Origin of the sequence: Amycolatopsis sp. cg13, from assembly GCF_041346965.1 — a bacterium.
Lineage (GTDB): Bacteria > Actinomycetota > Actinomycetes > Mycobacteriales > Pseudonocardiaceae > Amycolatopsis.
The window spans coordinates 1,011,869-1,026,674 of record NZ_CP166848.1 but is presented as its reverse complement, the minus strand read 5'-3'; the positions used below and the strand labels follow the sequence as shown (position 1 = coordinate 1,026,674).

Here is a 14,806-nt window from a genome sequence, read left to right as displayed (position 1 = left end):
CCAGCCGCCCCGAATAACCCCCCGGCCGGCCCAGCCGAGCACCGTGGTCAGGGCCGTTGGTCCCTCGAATTCGGGACAGGCTCCGCTACTTCGCGGGGCCTCCGGAAGCGACGCTCGGTTCAGTGCCCACTCACCCGGAGACTGCCATGAACGTTTTCCTGCCCCTCGCCGTCGACCAAGCGCTCGCCGCCGCGGTGCGCGCTCCGTCCCCGCAGAACACCCAGCCGTGGCGGTTCGTCGTCGACGGGCCTCGGATCGAGGTGCGGCTGGACCGCGAACGCGTCCTGCCGGTCGCCGACCCGGCCGGGCGCGAGGCGCGGCTGTCCTGCGGGGCGGCGGTGTGCAATCTGCTGCTCTCCTTGCGGGTGAACGGCGTGCGCAGCCGGGTGCGGATCGTTCCGGACGAGGCCGACCGCGATCTGCTGGCGGCGGTTTCGATCGAGGGCAACACCCGTCCGTCCACTGTGGACCGTCGGCTTGCCGAAGCGATCTTCCGGCGGCACACCAACCGGCGTCCCCTGTCCGACCGGGGAGTGCCGGTGTCCGCGCGGTCGCTGCTGCGCTCGGCCGCGCTGGGCGAGGGCGGCCGGCTCGAGTTCCTGGACGCTTCGGGCCGCTACGCGCAGGTGTCCGCGCTTATCCGGCGGGCGGAAACCGAACAGGCCACGGACGTGGCATTCCGGGCCGAGGCCGCGAAGTGGACGGGCCGCGAACCGGAGTCCCCGGACGGAGTGCCCACCGCCGCGTTCGGGCCGCCCGCCGACGTGCCGGGCGTGGTGTCGCTCCGCGCGTCGCACGAGAACTAGTCGATTCCGCCGCGGCAGTTCGAGCAGGACCCGGTGCTGGCCGCGGTGCTGACGCGAGACCAGGGGACCGCGGCCGAGGTCCGCGGCGGGATGATCATGGAGCGCGTCCTGCTGACCGCTACCGCCGAGGGGCTGGCGACGTCGTTCCTGTCCCAGCCGTTCGAAGCCCGGTCGACGCGGGCGCGGCTGCTGGAGGCGTTCCGCGGGCTCGGACAGGTGCACACGCTGCTGCGCGTCGGGTACGGGCTGCCGACCCGGATGACCGCGCGGCGGCCCGCTGCGGAGGTGACGACGGTGCGGAGCGCGCCGGAGGTCCCGGCACTGTGACCTACCTGCCCAGAGGCGGCGGACGCCGGTTTGTCGTACGTGAGGGGAACCCTGAGGGAATCAGATTCCCTGAGGGTTCCCCTCACGTACGTTCGCGGTGCCGGACGCGGCGGAAGCCCCGCGTGGCTGCTCCGCTCAGGACGCCCCGGCGGCGGGAAGCACCCGGAGCACGTCCTGGAACGTGACCATGCCGACGAGGACGCCGTCGTCCAGCACCGGGAGCGAGCGGATCCCGGCTTCGGTCATGCGGCGGGCCAGTTCGCCGCACTCCAGATCGGCCGCCGCGCCGAGACCCGGCGTGCGCATGACCGACCCGGCAGTGCGGTGTCCGACGATCGTCGCGCCGGCGTCCGGGTCCACGTCGCCGGGAATTCCCGCACGGATCACGTCCTCCTCGGTCAGCAGCCCCAGCAGCCGCCCTCGGGCGTCGACGACCGGCAGGGCGGTGAATCCGTGCCGGGCCATCAGCCTGCCCGCCTCGGGCAGGGGCGCCGAGGAGGTCACCGCGATCACCGGCGTGGTCATGATGTCGCGCGCGTGCATGGGAGTCTCCGTTCGTCGCGTCCCGATTCGGCTTCGAGCGGCTGCAGCACTTCGTCGATCCCGCGTCGCGGAGTCGCCGGCAACGGGTCCGCGTTGGCCGGTGCCCAGCCCACGCGCAGGACCATCTGCGGGAACGCGCCCGAGGTGACCTTCTCCTCGAGGGTGCGGCGGACGTCGGGCAGTTCGAGCGGTTCGGTCAACGGGCAGCTGGAGAGGCCGAAACGGGTCGCGGCGAGCAGTGCGGCGCTCGGCGTCTTCGGCGAGGCGCACCACGACGCCTTCCTCCGCCACGGTTTCGGCGATGGCCTCAAGATGCCCGCCCGGAACCTGCCACGAACTGTGGCGGCGGCGATCGGTGCGACGGCGGGGGATCGCGGCGGCGAGCGCAACCTCGTCGAGGGTGGGCTCGTGCCGGTGAAGTTCGATGGAAGCGAGATGCTCCGGCTCCGCCGGGTTGGGCAGCCGGTGCACCTCCGCATGCCAGCCGAGCGCGGCGAAGGCGACCCGCGCGTGGTGCAGGGCGGCCCCGCAGCTGATCATCAGATCGCACCCGTCCGGGTCGGTCTGGGTGAGCTGCCGCGAGTGATCGGCGTAGAGGAGCAGGGATCGGTGCCCGACCGCGAACCGCCACGGCTGGGAGTTGTGCACCGACGGCGCCCGGACGGCCGTCCCGACCGCGGTCGTGACGGTGTAGTCGTCGGGAAGTCCGCGTTCCATGGCCGACCTGCCTTGTCGTCTCGTCCGATGCTGCGTCGACAGTGGCAGGCGCCGCGGATCCCGGGGCGGGGCCGGAATCCCCCGGGCGCGGGGACTTTCGCCGGTCGCGGCCGCTCAGCGGGAGACGAGCGCCCAGGCCAGCACCAGCCCGCCCGAGTTGGTGGCCAGATGCACCAGCATCGGGGCGAGCAGCCCGCGCCCGGTGTAGCGCCACCAGCACAGGAACACGCCCACTCCCGCCGCGGCGGCCATCGCCAGCACCGAGATCATCGGGAGCGGCAGCCCGCCGACCGTCTGGTGCACGGCCGCGTTCTGGGTGAGCGCGAGCGACGGCAGCAGATGCCACAGCCCGAACAGCGCGGACGCGCCGAGCACTGGCCACCACCGCCAGCGTTCGCCCGCGCCGAGCAATGCCGGAAGCACGCCGCGGAACGCGACCTCTTCGATCAGGACGGTGCCGAGCGGGATCCGTACCAGCGCGAGCCACATCAGCTGCCCGAATCCGTGGGAGCCGACCCGCCCGTCGTGGAACAGCACGCGCAGCGGCGGGATCGCGGCCGCGAGACCGAAACCGAGCGCCACGACCGCGAAACCGCCGAGCCCGAACCACAGCGCCCTGCGCGCGTGCTGGCGGTTGAACCCGACCTCGGCCCAGCCGACACCGGCGAAGCGGGCAAGGACCAGCAGCACGACAGCGGTGACCGCGCCGCAGACCGGGTAGGCCCAGCCGGGCAGCACCCGGTTGGCCAGCACAGTCGCCGCCGCGAGCAGCAGCACGGCGGGGAGCACAGTGAGGGCACGACGCCGGAAAGCGGTGACTTCCGGCAGTTTCGGGACAACGGCGGAGGCAGACATCGTCCTTCCAGTGTGCCTGCGGAAAGGGACAATGGCGATGCCGACCACGGAGCGCGAACCGTATCTGGATTTCCTTCGCGCGGTCAGCCTGGTCGTCGTGTTGCGGCACTGGGCGTTCACGATCCTGCACTGGACGCCGACCGGTCCGCAGCCCACGAACCCGCTCGCGTACTTCCGGGGCCTGTGGGTGCTCACCTGGTTCCTGCAGGTTCTTCTATGTCGGCGGGTCGGTGCACCTGGCGTCCTGGCAGCGAGCCCAGGCTCGCCGCGGTCCTATGTCTGGCACCACGTCAAGGAACTAGTCGCGCCGGCCCGGGTGCTGATCCTTTCTGGAACGCCTTCGGGATCGTGCTGGCCGAAGCGTTCGGCGTGCGGTGGATCGGCGGCGCGGTGATGCTGATCCTCAGCCCGCTGTGGTTCCTCGCGGTCCTGCACGAGCGGTTCGCCGTCCTGGTGCTGGTCTGGCTCGGCGGCATCGCGCTGGTCGCCGCCGACGTTTGTCATCGTCGCGCTGCTGGCCTTCCAGATCGGACTGTGCGAGATGCTGCGCCCGGCCGTCGGGCGAGGACTGGCGAAACCACGCTGGCAGCGCACGACTTCGGTCTTCACGAGGTACGCGGTGCCGGGATCAGGTGCAGTTGAACAGGGTCATGAAGCCGTAGTCCATGTGCAGTTGCTGGTGGCAGTGCAGCAGCGAGAGGCCCGGTTGGTCGGCGACGAAGTCGAGGTCGAGTTTCTGGTAGCCGCCGAGCATGACGACGTCCTTGAACAGCCCCGCGGTGGGGGTGCCGGCGACGGCGGCGACCTCGACGGTGTGCCGGTGCAGGTGCACGGGGTGCACGTCGTCGGTGGCATTGCGCAGGCGCAGCCGGTACCGCTTGCCGCGCTGGACCGGGATCACCGGCTGGTTGAGGGCCATCGAGTAGGACTTGCCGTTGAGGGTCCAGGTGTTGAATCCGCCGACGGCGGCGTTGCGTTTCTCCACCAGCAGGTCGACGGTCTGGTCCGGCACCGCGGCGACGACTCCGGCGCGGGCGAAAGTCCGGTAGTCCCAGGTGAACGGGCTGGGCGCGGTCCACTGCGGGGGACCGGCGCTGCCGGCGTATTCGACGGCGATCCCCATCCCGGCGCTGCGGTCGCTGTCGGCCAGGTCGCCGAGGACCCACACTCCGGGACGGTTCATCTCCACCACCGCGGAGACGCGTTCCGAAGTGCCGATCCACAGCACCGGAACCCGCGCCTGGCTGGGCACCGGGTTGCCGTCCAGCGCGACGACGCGGAAGACATGGCCGGGCAGAGCGAGGCTGCGGATCTCGGTGGCGCTGCCGTTGAGCACGTGCAGCAGCATCCGCTGCCCGGCCCGGACCTTGATCGGTTCGCCCTGGCCGAGCTTGCGGCCGTTGACGCTGAACGCGCCGTAGCCGACCTCGTAGCCGCGCGGCATCCCGCGGCCGAGCGAATCGGCCATCGCTTTCTCGCCCCGCTCCTTGAGCTCCGGATCAGGCGCACCGGCCAGGAAACCGGCGGCCATGTCCCCGCCGCGGCTGAGCGTGGGCCCGAATTCCTTCAATACCAGGAAAACTTCCTGGTCGTAGGCGCCGGGATTGAGCTTCGGCTCGATGTAGACCGGCCCGACGAGCCCGCCGTACTGGCCCTTCGCCAGATCGCTCCCGGCGACCAGATGGCTGTGGTAGAAGCGGAATCCCGCCGGCCCGGGCGTGAACGAGACACGTCGCGTGCCGTGCGCGGGAACGAACGGAGTGCCCTCCTCCGCGGATCCGTCGACATCCGCGGGCACATGCTGGCCGTGCCAGTGCACCTGCTCCGGGACGTCAGTGTCGTTGTGAACGTCCACCACCGCCGGGCGGCCCTCGGCGAACCGCAGCAACGGACCCGGGAACTGTCCGTTGTAGGTCGTGGTGGAGAAAATGGTGTCCGGCGCGAGTTCGACCAGCCCGTTGCCGATGCGCAGCGTATAGTCGGCTTTTCCTTCCGGCAGGGGCGCGGAGGGCGACGTGTCGCAGCCCGCGACCGTGTCTGCCGCGCTGGCGGAGACCGCGGCCCCCACGGTGATCTTCAACAGGTCACGGCGATTGATCGGCATCGAGCACACGCTCCCTGGGGTGAGCACGTCCAGCCGTCAGCGGAGACCCGAGGCCGCGATTTGTGCGGCACGGCCGCGAGCCTCAAGCATCGTACTCCGATGACGGAACTCGAAAATGGGCTGGAACCCGGGAAACCTGGTACCCAGCCCGGGTGCGAACCGGGCCAACGACGCGCATGACGGAAGCAGTGCAGAACTGTGCGGAATGGTCGCCACGTCCAGATCGGGCGTGACCAGGCAAACCTCGCCGGAGTCCGGTTTTGCCAAACGTGCCAGGGAAAAGTGGACTGTGCCTCCTGCAGCGGACAGGCGGGTTCAGGCGAACTCCGCGGTCGATGGGAACGGGTACGTGCGGTGCCACCCCGCACGGCGAGGTCAGCTGCGCCGAGCGGTGACCCCCCTGCGGAGATCGCCCGGCAACGGACGGACGCGCTGGAGATCGCGGCGCCTGCTCGACCGCAGCTGCCACGGGACGCTGGTGACCATGACGCCTGGTTCGAACAGCAGTCGTCCCTTGAGCCGCAGGGAGCTTTGGTTGTGCAGGATGTTCTCCCACCAGCGGCCGACGACGTATTCCGGGATGTAGATGCACACCACGTCGCGTGGGCTGGACCGGGCGAAGTTCTTCACGTAGGCGACGACCGGGCGGGTGATTTCGCGGTAGGGCGATTCCACCACCTTCAACGGGATTTTGATGCCGCGGCGTTCCCATTGCCGTTGCAGCTCGCGGGTTTCGGCGTCGTCGACGTTCACGGTGATCGCGGTGAGCGTGTCGGGCCGGGTGGCGCGGGCGAAGGCGATCGCGCGCTGGCTCGGTTTGTGCAAAGTGGACACGAGCACGATGGCGTGGACGCGGCTGGGCAGCAGTTCGCTTTCCTCGTCGGGAAGCAGTTCTTCGCGGACGTGGGTGTAGTGCCGGTGGACGGCGCGCATCATCGCGTACAGCGCGGGGATGGCGATCACGACGAGGTAGGCCCCGTGGGTGAACTTGGTGACCAGCACGACCGCGAGGACGATCGCGGTGAGGGTCGCGCCGAGGGCGTTGATGGCGCGGGAGCGCTGGATCGCGTGCCGGTTTCCGGCGCCCGCGGCCAGTTCGCGGTTCCAGTGTCGCACCATGCCCGCCTGGCACAACGTGAACGAGGTGAACACGCCGAGGATGTAGAGCTGGATGAGCCGGGTGGTCGAGCCGTCGAACGCGTAAATCAGGACGGCGGCGATGAGGGCGAGCGCGATGATGCCGTTGGAGAACGCCAGCCGGTCGCCGCGCGTGTGCAGCTGGCGGGGGAGATAGCGGTCCTTGGCGAGGATCGAAGCCAGCAGCGGGAAGCCGTTGAACGCGGTGTTCGCGGCGAGGATCAGGATCAGCGCCGTCGTGGCCTGGAGGAAGTAGAACAGGACGGCGTGGTCGCCGCCGAAGACCGCGGCGCCGATCTGGCTGATCACGGTGCGCTGCGGGTCGGTCGCGCACTGGCCGGCGAACCCGGCCAGATCGCAGGCGTTCTCGGCGATGTGCACCTTCGTGATCAGCGCGAGCGCGGTGATGCCGCCGAACATGACGACCGCGATGACGCCCATCGCGGTCATCGTGCGGGCCGCGTTGACGGCTTTCGGCTTGCGGAACGCGGGTACGCCGTTGGAGATGGCTTCGACGCCGGTGAGCGCGGTGCAGCCGGACGAAAACGACCGCAGCAGCAGGAAAATCAGGGCAAATCCGGTCAATCCCACTTGTTCGGGACGGATCGTGTAGCCCGCGCTCTCGGCGACCGGTGCGTGCCCGGCGAGCATGCGGGAGAAGCCGACGGCGATCATCAGCAGCACGGCGAGCACGAACAGGTAGGTCGGCGCGGCGAACGCGCGCCCGGATTCGCGGAGGCCGCGCAGGTTCATCGCGGTCAGGATGACGATGAAGCCGATGTCGAGTGCGATCCGGTGGTCGTTGAGGTCCGGCACGGCGGAGATGATGTTGTCGACGCCGGAGGCGACCGACACCGCCACGGTCATGATGTAGTCGACCATCAGCGCGCCGGCGACGACGAGCCCGGCGTGGCTGCCGAGGTTGCGCGAGGCGACCTCGTACGAGCCGCCTCCGCTGGGATAGGCCTTCACCACCTGCCGGTAGGACACGACCACCACGCTGAGCAGGACCGCGACCGCGAGCCCGACCCACGGGGCCAGCACCAGATACGTCAGCCCGCCGATCGAGAGGATCAGCAGGATCTCCTGGGTGGCGTAGGCGACCGACGACAGCGGGTCGCTGGCGAAAATGGGCAGGGCGAGCCACTTGGGCAACAGCGTTTCGCCGAGGGTGTCGCTCCGGAACGGCCGCCCGAGCACCAGCCGTTTGAGCCATGACATAGGTGCTGGCACGTACCGCAGCGTCCCTCGGGGACCGGTGCGGCAGCGTATGGATCTCGTCAGGATCCCGGCCTGACCGTAGAGATTCCGTTAACGCGCGTCAGAAATCCGTCAAAGTCGGACCTGCTGGACCGGCGGGCGCCTACCCTCCCGCGCCATGGCCGACGACCGCGTCGGGCGGATCCTTCGCGGCCCTGGCGCGCTCGTCCGGGCCGACGCGGGCAGCTGGGATACCGGCCTCCGCGCGGACACCGAGTCGCGGCTCACCGCGAGCGGTCTGGCGGTCGCGGCCGCTTTGTCCGATTGGGACGTCTGGGTCTGGCTGTACGAGGACTGTCTCCGCGATCGGTAGCTCCGCGTGTCCCGTCGTCAGCGACCCCGGTTTGCCCGGGGCTGGTCTTTGCGGCATCTTTACGCGTGGTGTGCCGGGAAGTCTGGTCGGCCTGCTCGTGCCCAGCCGGGCGACGGGCGGTCGAGCCGACCCCCGGGGAGTCCGATGGCGCTGGTGCTGGCGTTCGGCGTGGTGCTGCTGGTCAGCGTGTCGCTGTCCGGCGTGGCCGCGCGGACGGTGCTGTCGACGGCGTTGCTGTTCCTGCTCGCCGGTGCGCTGCTGGGCGACGGCGGGTTCGGCCTGATCCACATCGCGCCGCGGGATCCGCTGGTCACGTCGCTCGCCGACATCGCGTTGTTCACGGTGCTGTTCACCGACGGCCAGCGGGCGAACGTGCCCGCGCTGCGGGAGAACTGGCGGCTGTCCGGGCGGGCGCTCGGGCTGGGGATGCCGTTGACGATGGTGGGCATCGCGGTGCCCGCGCACTTCCTGGTCGGGCTGGACTGGCCGACGTCGTTGCTGCTGGGCGCGATCCTCTCGCCGACCGACCCGGTGTTCGCCGCGGCGATCGTGGGCCGCGACGACGTGCCGTTGCGGCTGCGGCGGCTGCTGAACGTGGAGTCCGGGCTGAACGACGGGCTCGCGCTGCCGTTCGTGCTGATCTTCCTGGCGACCGCGACGCACACGTCGTCGGATCTGGGCACAGTCGCGTTCGAGCTGGTGCTGGGAGTGGTGCTGGGCATCGCGATTCCCGCGCTGGTCGCGTTCGCGTGGCGGCTGCGGGTGCTGACCGCCGAGCCGCGGCTGCAGGCGCTCGGTCCGCTGGCGGTCGCGGTGCTGCTTTACGCGGCGTGCCACCTGACGGACGCGAATCCGTATCTGGCGGCGTTCGCGGCCGGCTCCACGCTGGCCACTGTGGACAAAACGGCGGCGGAGCACTTCGAGCCGCTGGGGGACTTGCTTTCGGAGATCACGAAGTTCGCCGCGCTGCTGGTGTTCGGCGCGCTGATCACGCCGGACCGGCTCTCGCATTTGAGCGTCGGCGCGTGGGTGCTCGCGGTGCTGGCCATCGTTCTGGTGCGGCCCGCGGCGCTGGCGCTGTCGCTGCTGCGGACTCCGATGTCGGGACGCGAACGCGCGACCGCCGCGTGGTTCGGGCCGAAAGGGTTCGCGTCGGTGGTGTACGGGCTGCTGGCGCTGCAGTCCGGGATCGCCGGCAGCGAGCTGGTGTTCGACCTGGTCGCGGTGACGATCGCGCTCTCGATCGTGCTGCATTCCTCCACCGACGTGCCGATCGCGAGACTGCTGCGGGTCGAGCCGCCGGACAACCTGCCCACCGGCCGTCCGGCGAGCGCGGACGGCGACCGCAAAGAGAAAGGAAAGAAATCATGAGTTCCGGCGGAGCCGCCCGGCTGGTCGTAGCCTGGGGGCATGCGCGCAGCGGAGCTGGCCGAGGAGTTCCCGGTCGTCGACCTCGATTCGGACGCGCTGGCGGCCGCGCGCCTGCTGGCCGAGCACCGGTTGCCCGGGCTGGTGGTGACGGAGGCGTCCGGGTGCCCGCACACGGTGCTGCCCGCCTCCGACGTCGTGCAGTTCCTGGTTCCGCCTTATGTGCGCGACGATCCGTCGCTGGCCGGGGTGCTGAGCGAGTCGATGGCGGACCGGGTCGCGGACAAACTTGGCGGGCGGACCGTGCGAGAGCTGCTGCCCGGCGAACCGCGCGAGCTGCCGAGGGTGGACGCCGACGACACGATCGTGGAGGTCGCCGCGACGATGGCCCGGCTGCGGTGCCCGCTCGTGGCGGTGATGCGGGACCGGACGCTGCTGGGCGTGGTGTCCGCGTCGCGGCTGCTGGAGCACGCGCTGACGCCTCGCTGATTCAGGCGGTCCGCCGGTGAGCACGGTGATCGCGGTCGTCGTGTTCGTGGTGGCTTACGTCTTCATCGCGACCGAGAAAATCCCGAAGATGACGGCCGCGCTGGCCGGGGCGGGCGTGGTGCTCGCGACCGGGGTGAGCGGGTCGGCCGACGCGTTCTTCTCCGAGGACACCGGCGTCGACTGGAACGTGCTGTTCCTGCTGCTCGGCATGATGATCATCGTCGGGATCCTGCGCCGGACCGGGGTGTTCGAGTTCGTCGCGATCTGGGCGGCCAAGCGCGCCAAGGGGTCGCCGCTGCGGATCATGCTGCTGCTGGTGCTGATCACCGCGGTCGCCTCGGCGTTCCTGGACAACGTGACCACGGTCCTGCTCATCGCCCCGGTGACGCTGCTGGTGTGCGACCGGCTCGACATCAGCCCGGTCCCGTTCCTGATCGCCGAGGTCCTCGCGTCCAACATCGGCGGCACCGCGACCCTGATCGGCGATCCGCCGAACATCATCATCGGCAGCCGCTCGGGCTTGGCGTTCAACGACTTCCTGCTCAACCTCGCGCCGATCGTCGCGATCGAACTCGTGGTGCTGGGACTGGTGCTGCCGTGGCTGTTCCGCGGTTCGTTCACTGTCGACCCGCAGCGGGTCGCTGACGTCATGGCGCTCAACGAACGCGAAGCGATCCGGCAGCCGAAGCTGCTGATCAAATCCGGTGCCGTGCTGCTGCTGGTGTTCGCGGGGTTCGTGCTGCATTCGGTGGTGCACCTGGACCCGTCGGTGGTCGCGCTGCTCGGCGCGGGTTTGCTCGTGCTGCTCTCGGGCACACCGCCGAAGCAGTACCTGGACGGCGTCGAATGGGAAACGCTGTTGTTCTTCGCCGGCCTGTTCATCATGATCGGAGCGCTGGTCAAGACCGGCGTGATCGACTGGCTCGCGAAGCTCGCCGCCGGCGCCACCGGCGGGAACGCGCTGCTGGCGGTGTTCCTGATCCTCGGGGTGTCCGCGCTGCTGTCCGGCGTCATCGACAACATCCCTTACGTGGCAACGATGAGCCCGCTCGTGCTCGCGCTCACCCACGACATCCCGGACCCCGCGCATTCCGAAGCGCTGTGGTGGTCGCTGGCGCTCGGCGCGGACTTCGGCGGAAATATGACCGCCGTCGGGGCCAGTGCGAACGTCGTGGTGCTGGGTCTCGCCGCCCGGGCGGGCGCGCCGATTTCGTTCTGGGAATTCACCAAGAAGGGCGCGGTCGTCACGCTGATCACCGTGCTCGTCGCCGCGCCGTACCTGTGGCTGCGCTACTTCGTGTTCTGATCCGCTGTCCGGACGGCGGGGAAGTACGTGAGGGGAACGCTGGGGGAATCTGAGTACGTGAGGGTTCCCCTCACGTACGGGTGTGAGCGATCCCGCAACCGTGTCCGTGCACAATTGTTGCATACTGCATCAATGTCGTCGGGTGAGAGTGCGGGGAAACGCGGGCTGATCGTGCCGGTGCGCCAGCCGGTGGGCCGGTGGGTGCGGGAGAGCCGGGCCGGGCTGGTCGGGCTGGCGGTGCTGATCGGGGCGGGCGCGGGGTTGGGCGCGGTGGTGTTCCGGTGGCTGATCACCACGTTCACGCACGTGTTTTCCGGGCATGCGGACTATTCGGATGCTGGGCGGGCGGCGCATTCGTGGTTTCCGGCGCTGGGTCCGTGGTTCCTGCTGCTGGCCCCGGTGGTGGCGGGCCTGATTTACGGGCCGCTCGTGCATCGGTTCGCCCCGGAGGCGCGCGGGCACGGGGTGCCGGAGGTGATGTACGCCGTCGCCGAGCGGGGCGGGCGGATTCCGGTGCAGGTGAGCGTGGTGAAGGCGCTGGCGTCGGCGTTGACGATCGGGTCCGGCGGTTCGGTGGGCCGGGAAGGCCCGATCGTGCAGATCGGATCCGCGCTGGGCTCGGCGCTGGGACGGGCGGCGCGGCTGCCGGAATCGCGGCTGCGGGTGTTGGTGGCGTGCGGTGCGGCGGGCGGGATCGCGGCGACCTTCAACGCGCCGCTGGCCGGTCCGTTCTTCGCGATGGAACTGATCCTGCGGGACTTCGCGGCGGAATCGTTCGGCGCGGTGGTGCTCGCGAGCGTGACGGCGAGCGTCGTCGGGCGGGCGGTGCTGGGGAACGCGCCGTTCCTGGACCTGCCGCCGTTCACGCTGCGCAGTCCGGTGGAGTATCTGCTGTTCGTGGCGCTGGGCCTGGTGGTCGGCGCGTGCGGGGTCCTGTTCACCCGGGTGCTGTACTGGATCGAGGACCTGTGCGACCGGCTGTGGCGGGGTCCGGAGTGGCTGCGCCCGGCCGTCGGCGGGATCTTCCTCGGCGGATTGCTGCTCGCGCTGCCGCAGATGTACGGGGTGGGCTACCCGGTGCTGCAGAACGCGGTCGAAGGCAAGTACGTTCTCGGGTTCCTGCTGGTTCTGATGCTCGGGAAGATCGTGGCGACCAGCCTGACGATCGGCATCGGCGGCTCGGGCGGAGTGTTCGCGCCGTCGCTGTTCATCGGCGCGATGGCCGGGACCGCGTTCGGGATCGCGGTGCACGCGTGGTTCCCGTCGGTGACGGCGTCGCCGGGTGTGTACGGGCTGATCGGCATGGGAGCGGCGTTCGCCGGTTCGGCGCGGGCCCCGATCACGGCGGTGATCGTGCTGTTCGAGCTGACCGGGCAGTACTCGGTGATCCTGCCGATGCTGACCGCCATCGTGATCGCGACCGCCGTGAGCCGCGCGCTGAGCCGGGACACGATCTACACGCTGAAGCTTCGCCGCCGCGGCATCGATCTGGACAAACACCCCTCCGCGCAGCGATTGGCGGGCACGAAGGTCTCCGCGGTCACCGAACCGCTGCCGGAGCCGCTGCGCGAGGACCTGCCGCTGGAACTCGCCGCGCACGCCCTCGCGCTGTCCGGCCACGGAATCCTGCCGGTGATCGACGAGGACGGCCGGTACCAGGGCTGCGCCACCGCCCGCGCGATAGCCGAGGCGGTAGCCGAGGACCACGAGGGTCGGGTCGGTGATCTCGCGGAGCTTCCTCCGCTGGTGACGAGTGATTCCACGCTCGCCGACGCGCTTGACGCGCTGAGCCAGGCTCCGGGCACCGGCCTTCCGGTGCTGACCGGGACTGATGAGCTGACGGGGTGGATCACGCACCAGTCGGTGTTGCGGGCGCTGGAACCCGCCGCGGTCAGCAGGTGAGTGTGCGGGGTGCGGCCATGCGGGTGGTTCGCACCTCGACACCGGTCGCGGTTTCCTTCTCACTCCGCCGCTGCCGTTGGCCGGAGCCCGTCCATCAGCAGGTCGAGCAGGCGGCCGGCCATCGCCTTGTGCTCAGGTGAGCCAGCCACGGTGAAGATGCCGATGAGTGCGGCGGCGATGTCTTCGGCGGGGACGTCGGGGCGGAGTTCTCCGCTCGTGCGGCCGGCTTCGAGAAGGCCGTCGACGGCCGCGAGCAGTTCGGTTCTGGTGTGGGCGTGGGCGATCTCGCCGGATTCGACCATCGCGAGGAGCGTGTCGAGCATTCCGTTCTTGGTCGCGATCCAGTCCCCGAACAGGTCCATCCAGCGGCGCAGCGCCGCGGCCGGGCCGAGTTCGGCTAGCAGTTCGCGAGCACCGGCGGTGAGGCGTGAGACCTGGTCTTGGTAGACCGCGTCGACCAGTGACTCGCGGGTGGGGAAGTGCCGGTAGAGGGTCGCGATGCCGACCCCGGCTTCGCTGGCGATCGCGCGCATCGACGGCTCAGTCTCGGCCGAGGCGAACAGACGCGTCGCGACGTCCAGCAGCTGCTGGCGGTTGCGGGTCGCGTCCGCTCTCGGTTTGGGGGTCGGTGCGGCGGGCAAAACGGATCACGCTCCACTTGTGCTAGTTTGGACGATGGAAACGGAGCATAGTCCGTTTTTGTTGGGTCAGGAGACAGGTGAGCATGAAAGAAACCAGCGCCACCACGAGCCGGGCAGTCCAGTTCGCGGCGTTCGGCGGGCCGGAAGCCTTGAACCTCAATGAAGTGCCGGTGCCGCAGGCCGGTCCGGGGCAGATTCGCGTGCGGGTCGCCGCGGCCGGGCTGAACCCGATGGACTGGTTCATGACCTCGGACGCCGAGACCGCCGCACGGTTCGGGTTGAGCCTGCCGTGCGGGTTCGGCACTGACTATGCCGGTGCGGTGGACCAGGTCGGCGACGGCGTGCGCGAGTTCGCGGTCGGGGACCGGGTGTTCGGCGGTGTCCTGTCCCGCGCGGTCGCTGATTACGTCGTCGTGGACGTCGCGGGGACCATCGCGGTGGGCGGCGAGGCGCACCGCACTCCGGACGGTGTCGACGACCGCACCGCCAGCGCCCTGGCTATCGCGGGTTGCACGGCGGCTGCGGCGCTGGCGGTGGTCAAACCCGGCCCGGGCGACACGGTGCTCGTCGGCGGCGCGGGAGGCGGGGTCGGCGTGTTCGCTGTCCAACTCGCGCGCCTTGCCGGTGCGCGCGTGATCGGGACGGGGTCGGCGTCCTCCGCTGATGCCCTGCGCGCGCTGGGGGCTGAGCCGGTCGTCTATGGCGACGGTCTGGTCGATCGGGTCCGTGCGTTGGCTCCCGCTGGTGTCACCGCCGCGATGGACTTGCATGGAATGGAAACCGCGCAGGCCGCCCGCGAACTCGGCGTACCGGACGAGCGCATCACCACCATCGCGGGCCAGATCGACGGGATCACTCCGGCGAACGGAGCCAACGCAGCGCCCGGTGCGATCGAGGAGATCGCTGGCCTGGTGGCGGCGGGAAAGCTCCGGGTGCCGATCGCGGCGACCTTCCCGGTCGAGCAGATCCGCGCCGCGGTCGAGTTGCAGGCGGAGCGCCACGTGCACGGGAAGGTCGTCATCGATCTACAGTGACTTT

Annotated in this window: 15 protein-coding genes and 1 pseudogene; 10 read left to right on the top strand and 6 right to left on the bottom strand. The window is 70.0% G+C overall.

What is annotated here, in order from left to right; all coding sequences use genetic code 11:
* The first annotated feature begins 146 nt into the window (after positions 1–146).
* Positions 147–806 carry a hypothetical protein gene (locus AB5I40_RS04515; RefSeq protein WP_370937145.1) on the top strand — a complete coding sequence of 220 codons (660 nt, stop codon included), beginning with the start codon at positions 147–149 and terminating at the stop codon, positions 804–806.
* A gap of 33 nt (positions 807–839) precedes the next feature.
* Positions 840–1,133 (top strand): hypothetical protein, encoded by a 294-nt coding sequence (locus AB5I40_RS04510; protein ID WP_370937144.1) that lies wholly within the window; start codon positions 840–842, stop codon positions 1,131–1,133.
* Positions 1,134–1,268: 135 nt separating this feature from the next.
* Here the strand turns inward: AB5I40_RS04510 and AB5I40_RS04505 are convergent, their stop codons facing one another.
* The 3 genes and pseudogenes from AB5I40_RS04505 to AB5I40_RS04495 form a co-directional block, all read right to left on the bottom strand.
* Positions 1,269–1,658, bottom strand: coding sequence for an HPP family protein (locus AB5I40_RS04505; RefSeq protein ID WP_370940447.1), 390 nt, complete (start codon positions 1,656–1,658; stop codon positions 1,269–1,271).
* Positions 1,655–2,393: pseudogene (locus AB5I40_RS04500) on the bottom strand (NAD(P)H nitroreductase). Before AB5I40_RS04500 ends, AB5I40_RS04505 begins: the two are co-directional and overlap by 4 nt.
* 114 nt (positions 2,394–2,507) lie before the next feature.
* Positions 2,508–3,248 carry a CPBP family intramembrane glutamic endopeptidase gene (locus AB5I40_RS04495; protein WP_370937143.1) on the bottom strand — a complete coding sequence of 247 codons (741 nt, stop codon included), beginning with the start codon at positions 3,246–3,248 and terminating at the stop codon, positions 2,508–2,510.
* 37 nt (positions 3,249–3,285) lie between these two features.
* Here AB5I40_RS04495 and AB5I40_RS04490 point away from each other — a divergent pair, with 37 nt between their 5' ends.
* Both AB5I40_RS04490 and AB5I40_RS04485 read left to right on the top strand, forming a co-directional pair.
* Positions 3,286–3,642: a hypothetical protein gene (locus tag AB5I40_RS04490; protein ID WP_370937142.1), complete on the top strand. Its 357-nt coding sequence runs from the start codon at positions 3,286–3,288 to the stop codon at positions 3,640–3,642.
* Positions 3,618–3,890, top strand: coding sequence for a hypothetical protein (locus tag AB5I40_RS04485; protein WP_370937141.1), 273 nt, complete (start codon positions 3,618–3,620; stop codon positions 3,888–3,890). The genes AB5I40_RS04490 and AB5I40_RS04485 overlap by 25 nt, the downstream gene beginning before the upstream one ends.
* Here AB5I40_RS04485 and AB5I40_RS04480 read toward each other — a convergent pair.
* Together AB5I40_RS04480 and AB5I40_RS04475 are read right to left on the bottom strand one after the other, a co-directional pair.
* Positions 3,877–5,352: a multicopper oxidase family protein gene (locus AB5I40_RS04480; protein ID WP_370937140.1), complete on the bottom strand. Its 1,476-nt coding sequence runs from the start codon at positions 5,350–5,352 to the stop codon at positions 3,877–3,879. The genes AB5I40_RS04485 and AB5I40_RS04480 overlap by 14 nt on opposite strands.
* A 375-nt stretch (positions 5,353–5,727) precedes the next feature.
* Complete coding sequence (locus AB5I40_RS04475) at positions 5,728–7,710, bottom strand: APC family permease (RefSeq protein ID WP_370940446.1); 1,983 nt, start codon at positions 7,708–7,710, stop codon at positions 5,728–5,730.
* A gap of 157 nt (positions 7,711–7,867) precedes the next feature.
* Between AB5I40_RS04475 and AB5I40_RS04470 the strand changes: the two genes are divergently transcribed.
* The 5 genes from AB5I40_RS04470 to AB5I40_RS04450 all read left to right on the top strand — a co-directional run bounded on the left by AB5I40_RS04470 (position 7,868) and on the right by AB5I40_RS04450 (position 13,127).
* The gene (locus tag AB5I40_RS04470) at positions 7,868–8,062 is read left to right on the top strand and encodes a hypothetical protein (protein ID WP_370937139.1); all 195 of its coding nucleotides are present in this window, start codon (positions 7,868–7,870) and stop codon (positions 8,060–8,062) included.
* A 144-nt stretch (positions 8,063–8,206) separates the two neighbouring features.
* Positions 8,207–9,433 carry a cation:proton antiporter gene (locus AB5I40_RS04465; protein ID WP_370937138.1) on the top strand — a complete coding sequence of 409 codons (1,227 nt, stop codon included), beginning with the start codon at positions 8,207–8,209 and terminating at the stop codon, positions 9,431–9,433.
* Between the two features lie 39 nt (positions 9,434–9,472).
* A complete protein-coding gene (locus AB5I40_RS04460; protein ID WP_182889449.1) occupies positions 9,473–9,919 on the top strand; it encodes a CBS domain-containing protein in 447 nt (148 codons plus the stop codon).
* Positions 9,920–9,935: 16 nt separating this feature from the next.
* Positions 9,936–11,225, top strand: coding sequence for an ArsB/NhaD family transporter (locus tag AB5I40_RS04455; protein ID WP_370937137.1), 1,290 nt, complete (start codon positions 9,936–9,938; stop codon positions 11,223–11,225).
* Between the two features lie 132 nt (positions 11,226–11,357).
* Positions 11,358–13,127, top strand: coding sequence for a chloride channel protein (locus tag AB5I40_RS04450; RefSeq protein ID WP_370937136.1), 1,770 nt, complete (start codon positions 11,358–11,360; stop codon positions 13,125–13,127).
* A gap of 59 nt (positions 13,128–13,186) precedes the next feature.
* Here the strand turns inward: AB5I40_RS04450 and AB5I40_RS04445 are convergent, their stop codons facing one another.
* Positions 13,187–13,768, bottom strand: coding sequence for a TetR/AcrR family transcriptional regulator (locus tag AB5I40_RS04445; protein ID WP_370937135.1), 582 nt, complete (start codon positions 13,766–13,768; stop codon positions 13,187–13,189).
* Positions 13,769–13,851: 83 nt separating this feature from the next.
* Here AB5I40_RS04445 and AB5I40_RS04440 point away from each other — a divergent pair, with 83 nt between their 5' ends.
* Positions 13,852–14,802: an NADP-dependent oxidoreductase gene (locus AB5I40_RS04440; protein WP_370937134.1), complete on the top strand. Its 951-nt coding sequence runs from the start codon at positions 13,852–13,854 to the stop codon at positions 14,800–14,802.
* Positions 14,803–14,806 lie beyond the last annotated feature (4 nt).

Coding starts and splice junctions, on each gene's coding strand:
- AB5I40_RS04515 (WP_370937145.1), top strand. CDS start 147: ATGAACGTTTTCCTGCCCCTCGCCGTCGACCAAGCGCTCGCCGCCGCG.
- AB5I40_RS04505 (WP_370940447.1), bottom strand. CDS start 1,658: ATGACCACGCCGGTGATCGCGGTGACCTCCTCGGCGCCCCTGCCCGAG.
- AB5I40_RS04495 (WP_370937143.1), bottom strand. CDS start 3,248: ATGTCTGCCTCCGCCGTTGTCCCGAAACTGCCGGAAGTCACCGCTTTC.
- AB5I40_RS04490 (WP_370937142.1), top strand. CDS start 3,286: ATGCCGACCACGGAGCGCGAACCGTATCTGGATTTCCTTCGCGCGGTC.
- AB5I40_RS04480 (WP_370937140.1), bottom strand. CDS start 5,352: ATGCCGATCAATCGCCGTGACCTGTTGAAGATCACCGTGGGGGCCGCG.
- AB5I40_RS04475 (WP_370940446.1), bottom strand. CDS start 7,710: ATGTCATGGCTCAAACGGCTGGTGCTCGGGCGGCCGTTCCGGAGCGAC.
- AB5I40_RS04470 (WP_370937139.1), top strand. CDS start 7,868: ATGGCCGACGACCGCGTCGGGCGGATCCTTCGCGGCCCTGGCGCGCTC.
- AB5I40_RS04465 (WP_370937138.1), top strand. CDS start 8,207: ATGGCGCTGGTGCTGGCGTTCGGCGTGGTGCTGCTGGTCAGCGTGTCG.
- AB5I40_RS04460 (WP_182889449.1), top strand. CDS start 9,473: ATGCGCGCAGCGGAGCTGGCCGAGGAGTTCCCGGTCGTCGACCTCGAT.
- AB5I40_RS04450 (WP_370937136.1), top strand. CDS start 11,358: ATGTCGTCGGGTGAGAGTGCGGGGAAACGCGGGCTGATCGTGCCGGTG.
- AB5I40_RS04440 (WP_370937134.1), top strand. CDS start 13,852: ATGAAAGAAACCAGCGCCACCACGAGCCGGGCAGTCCAGTTCGCGGCG.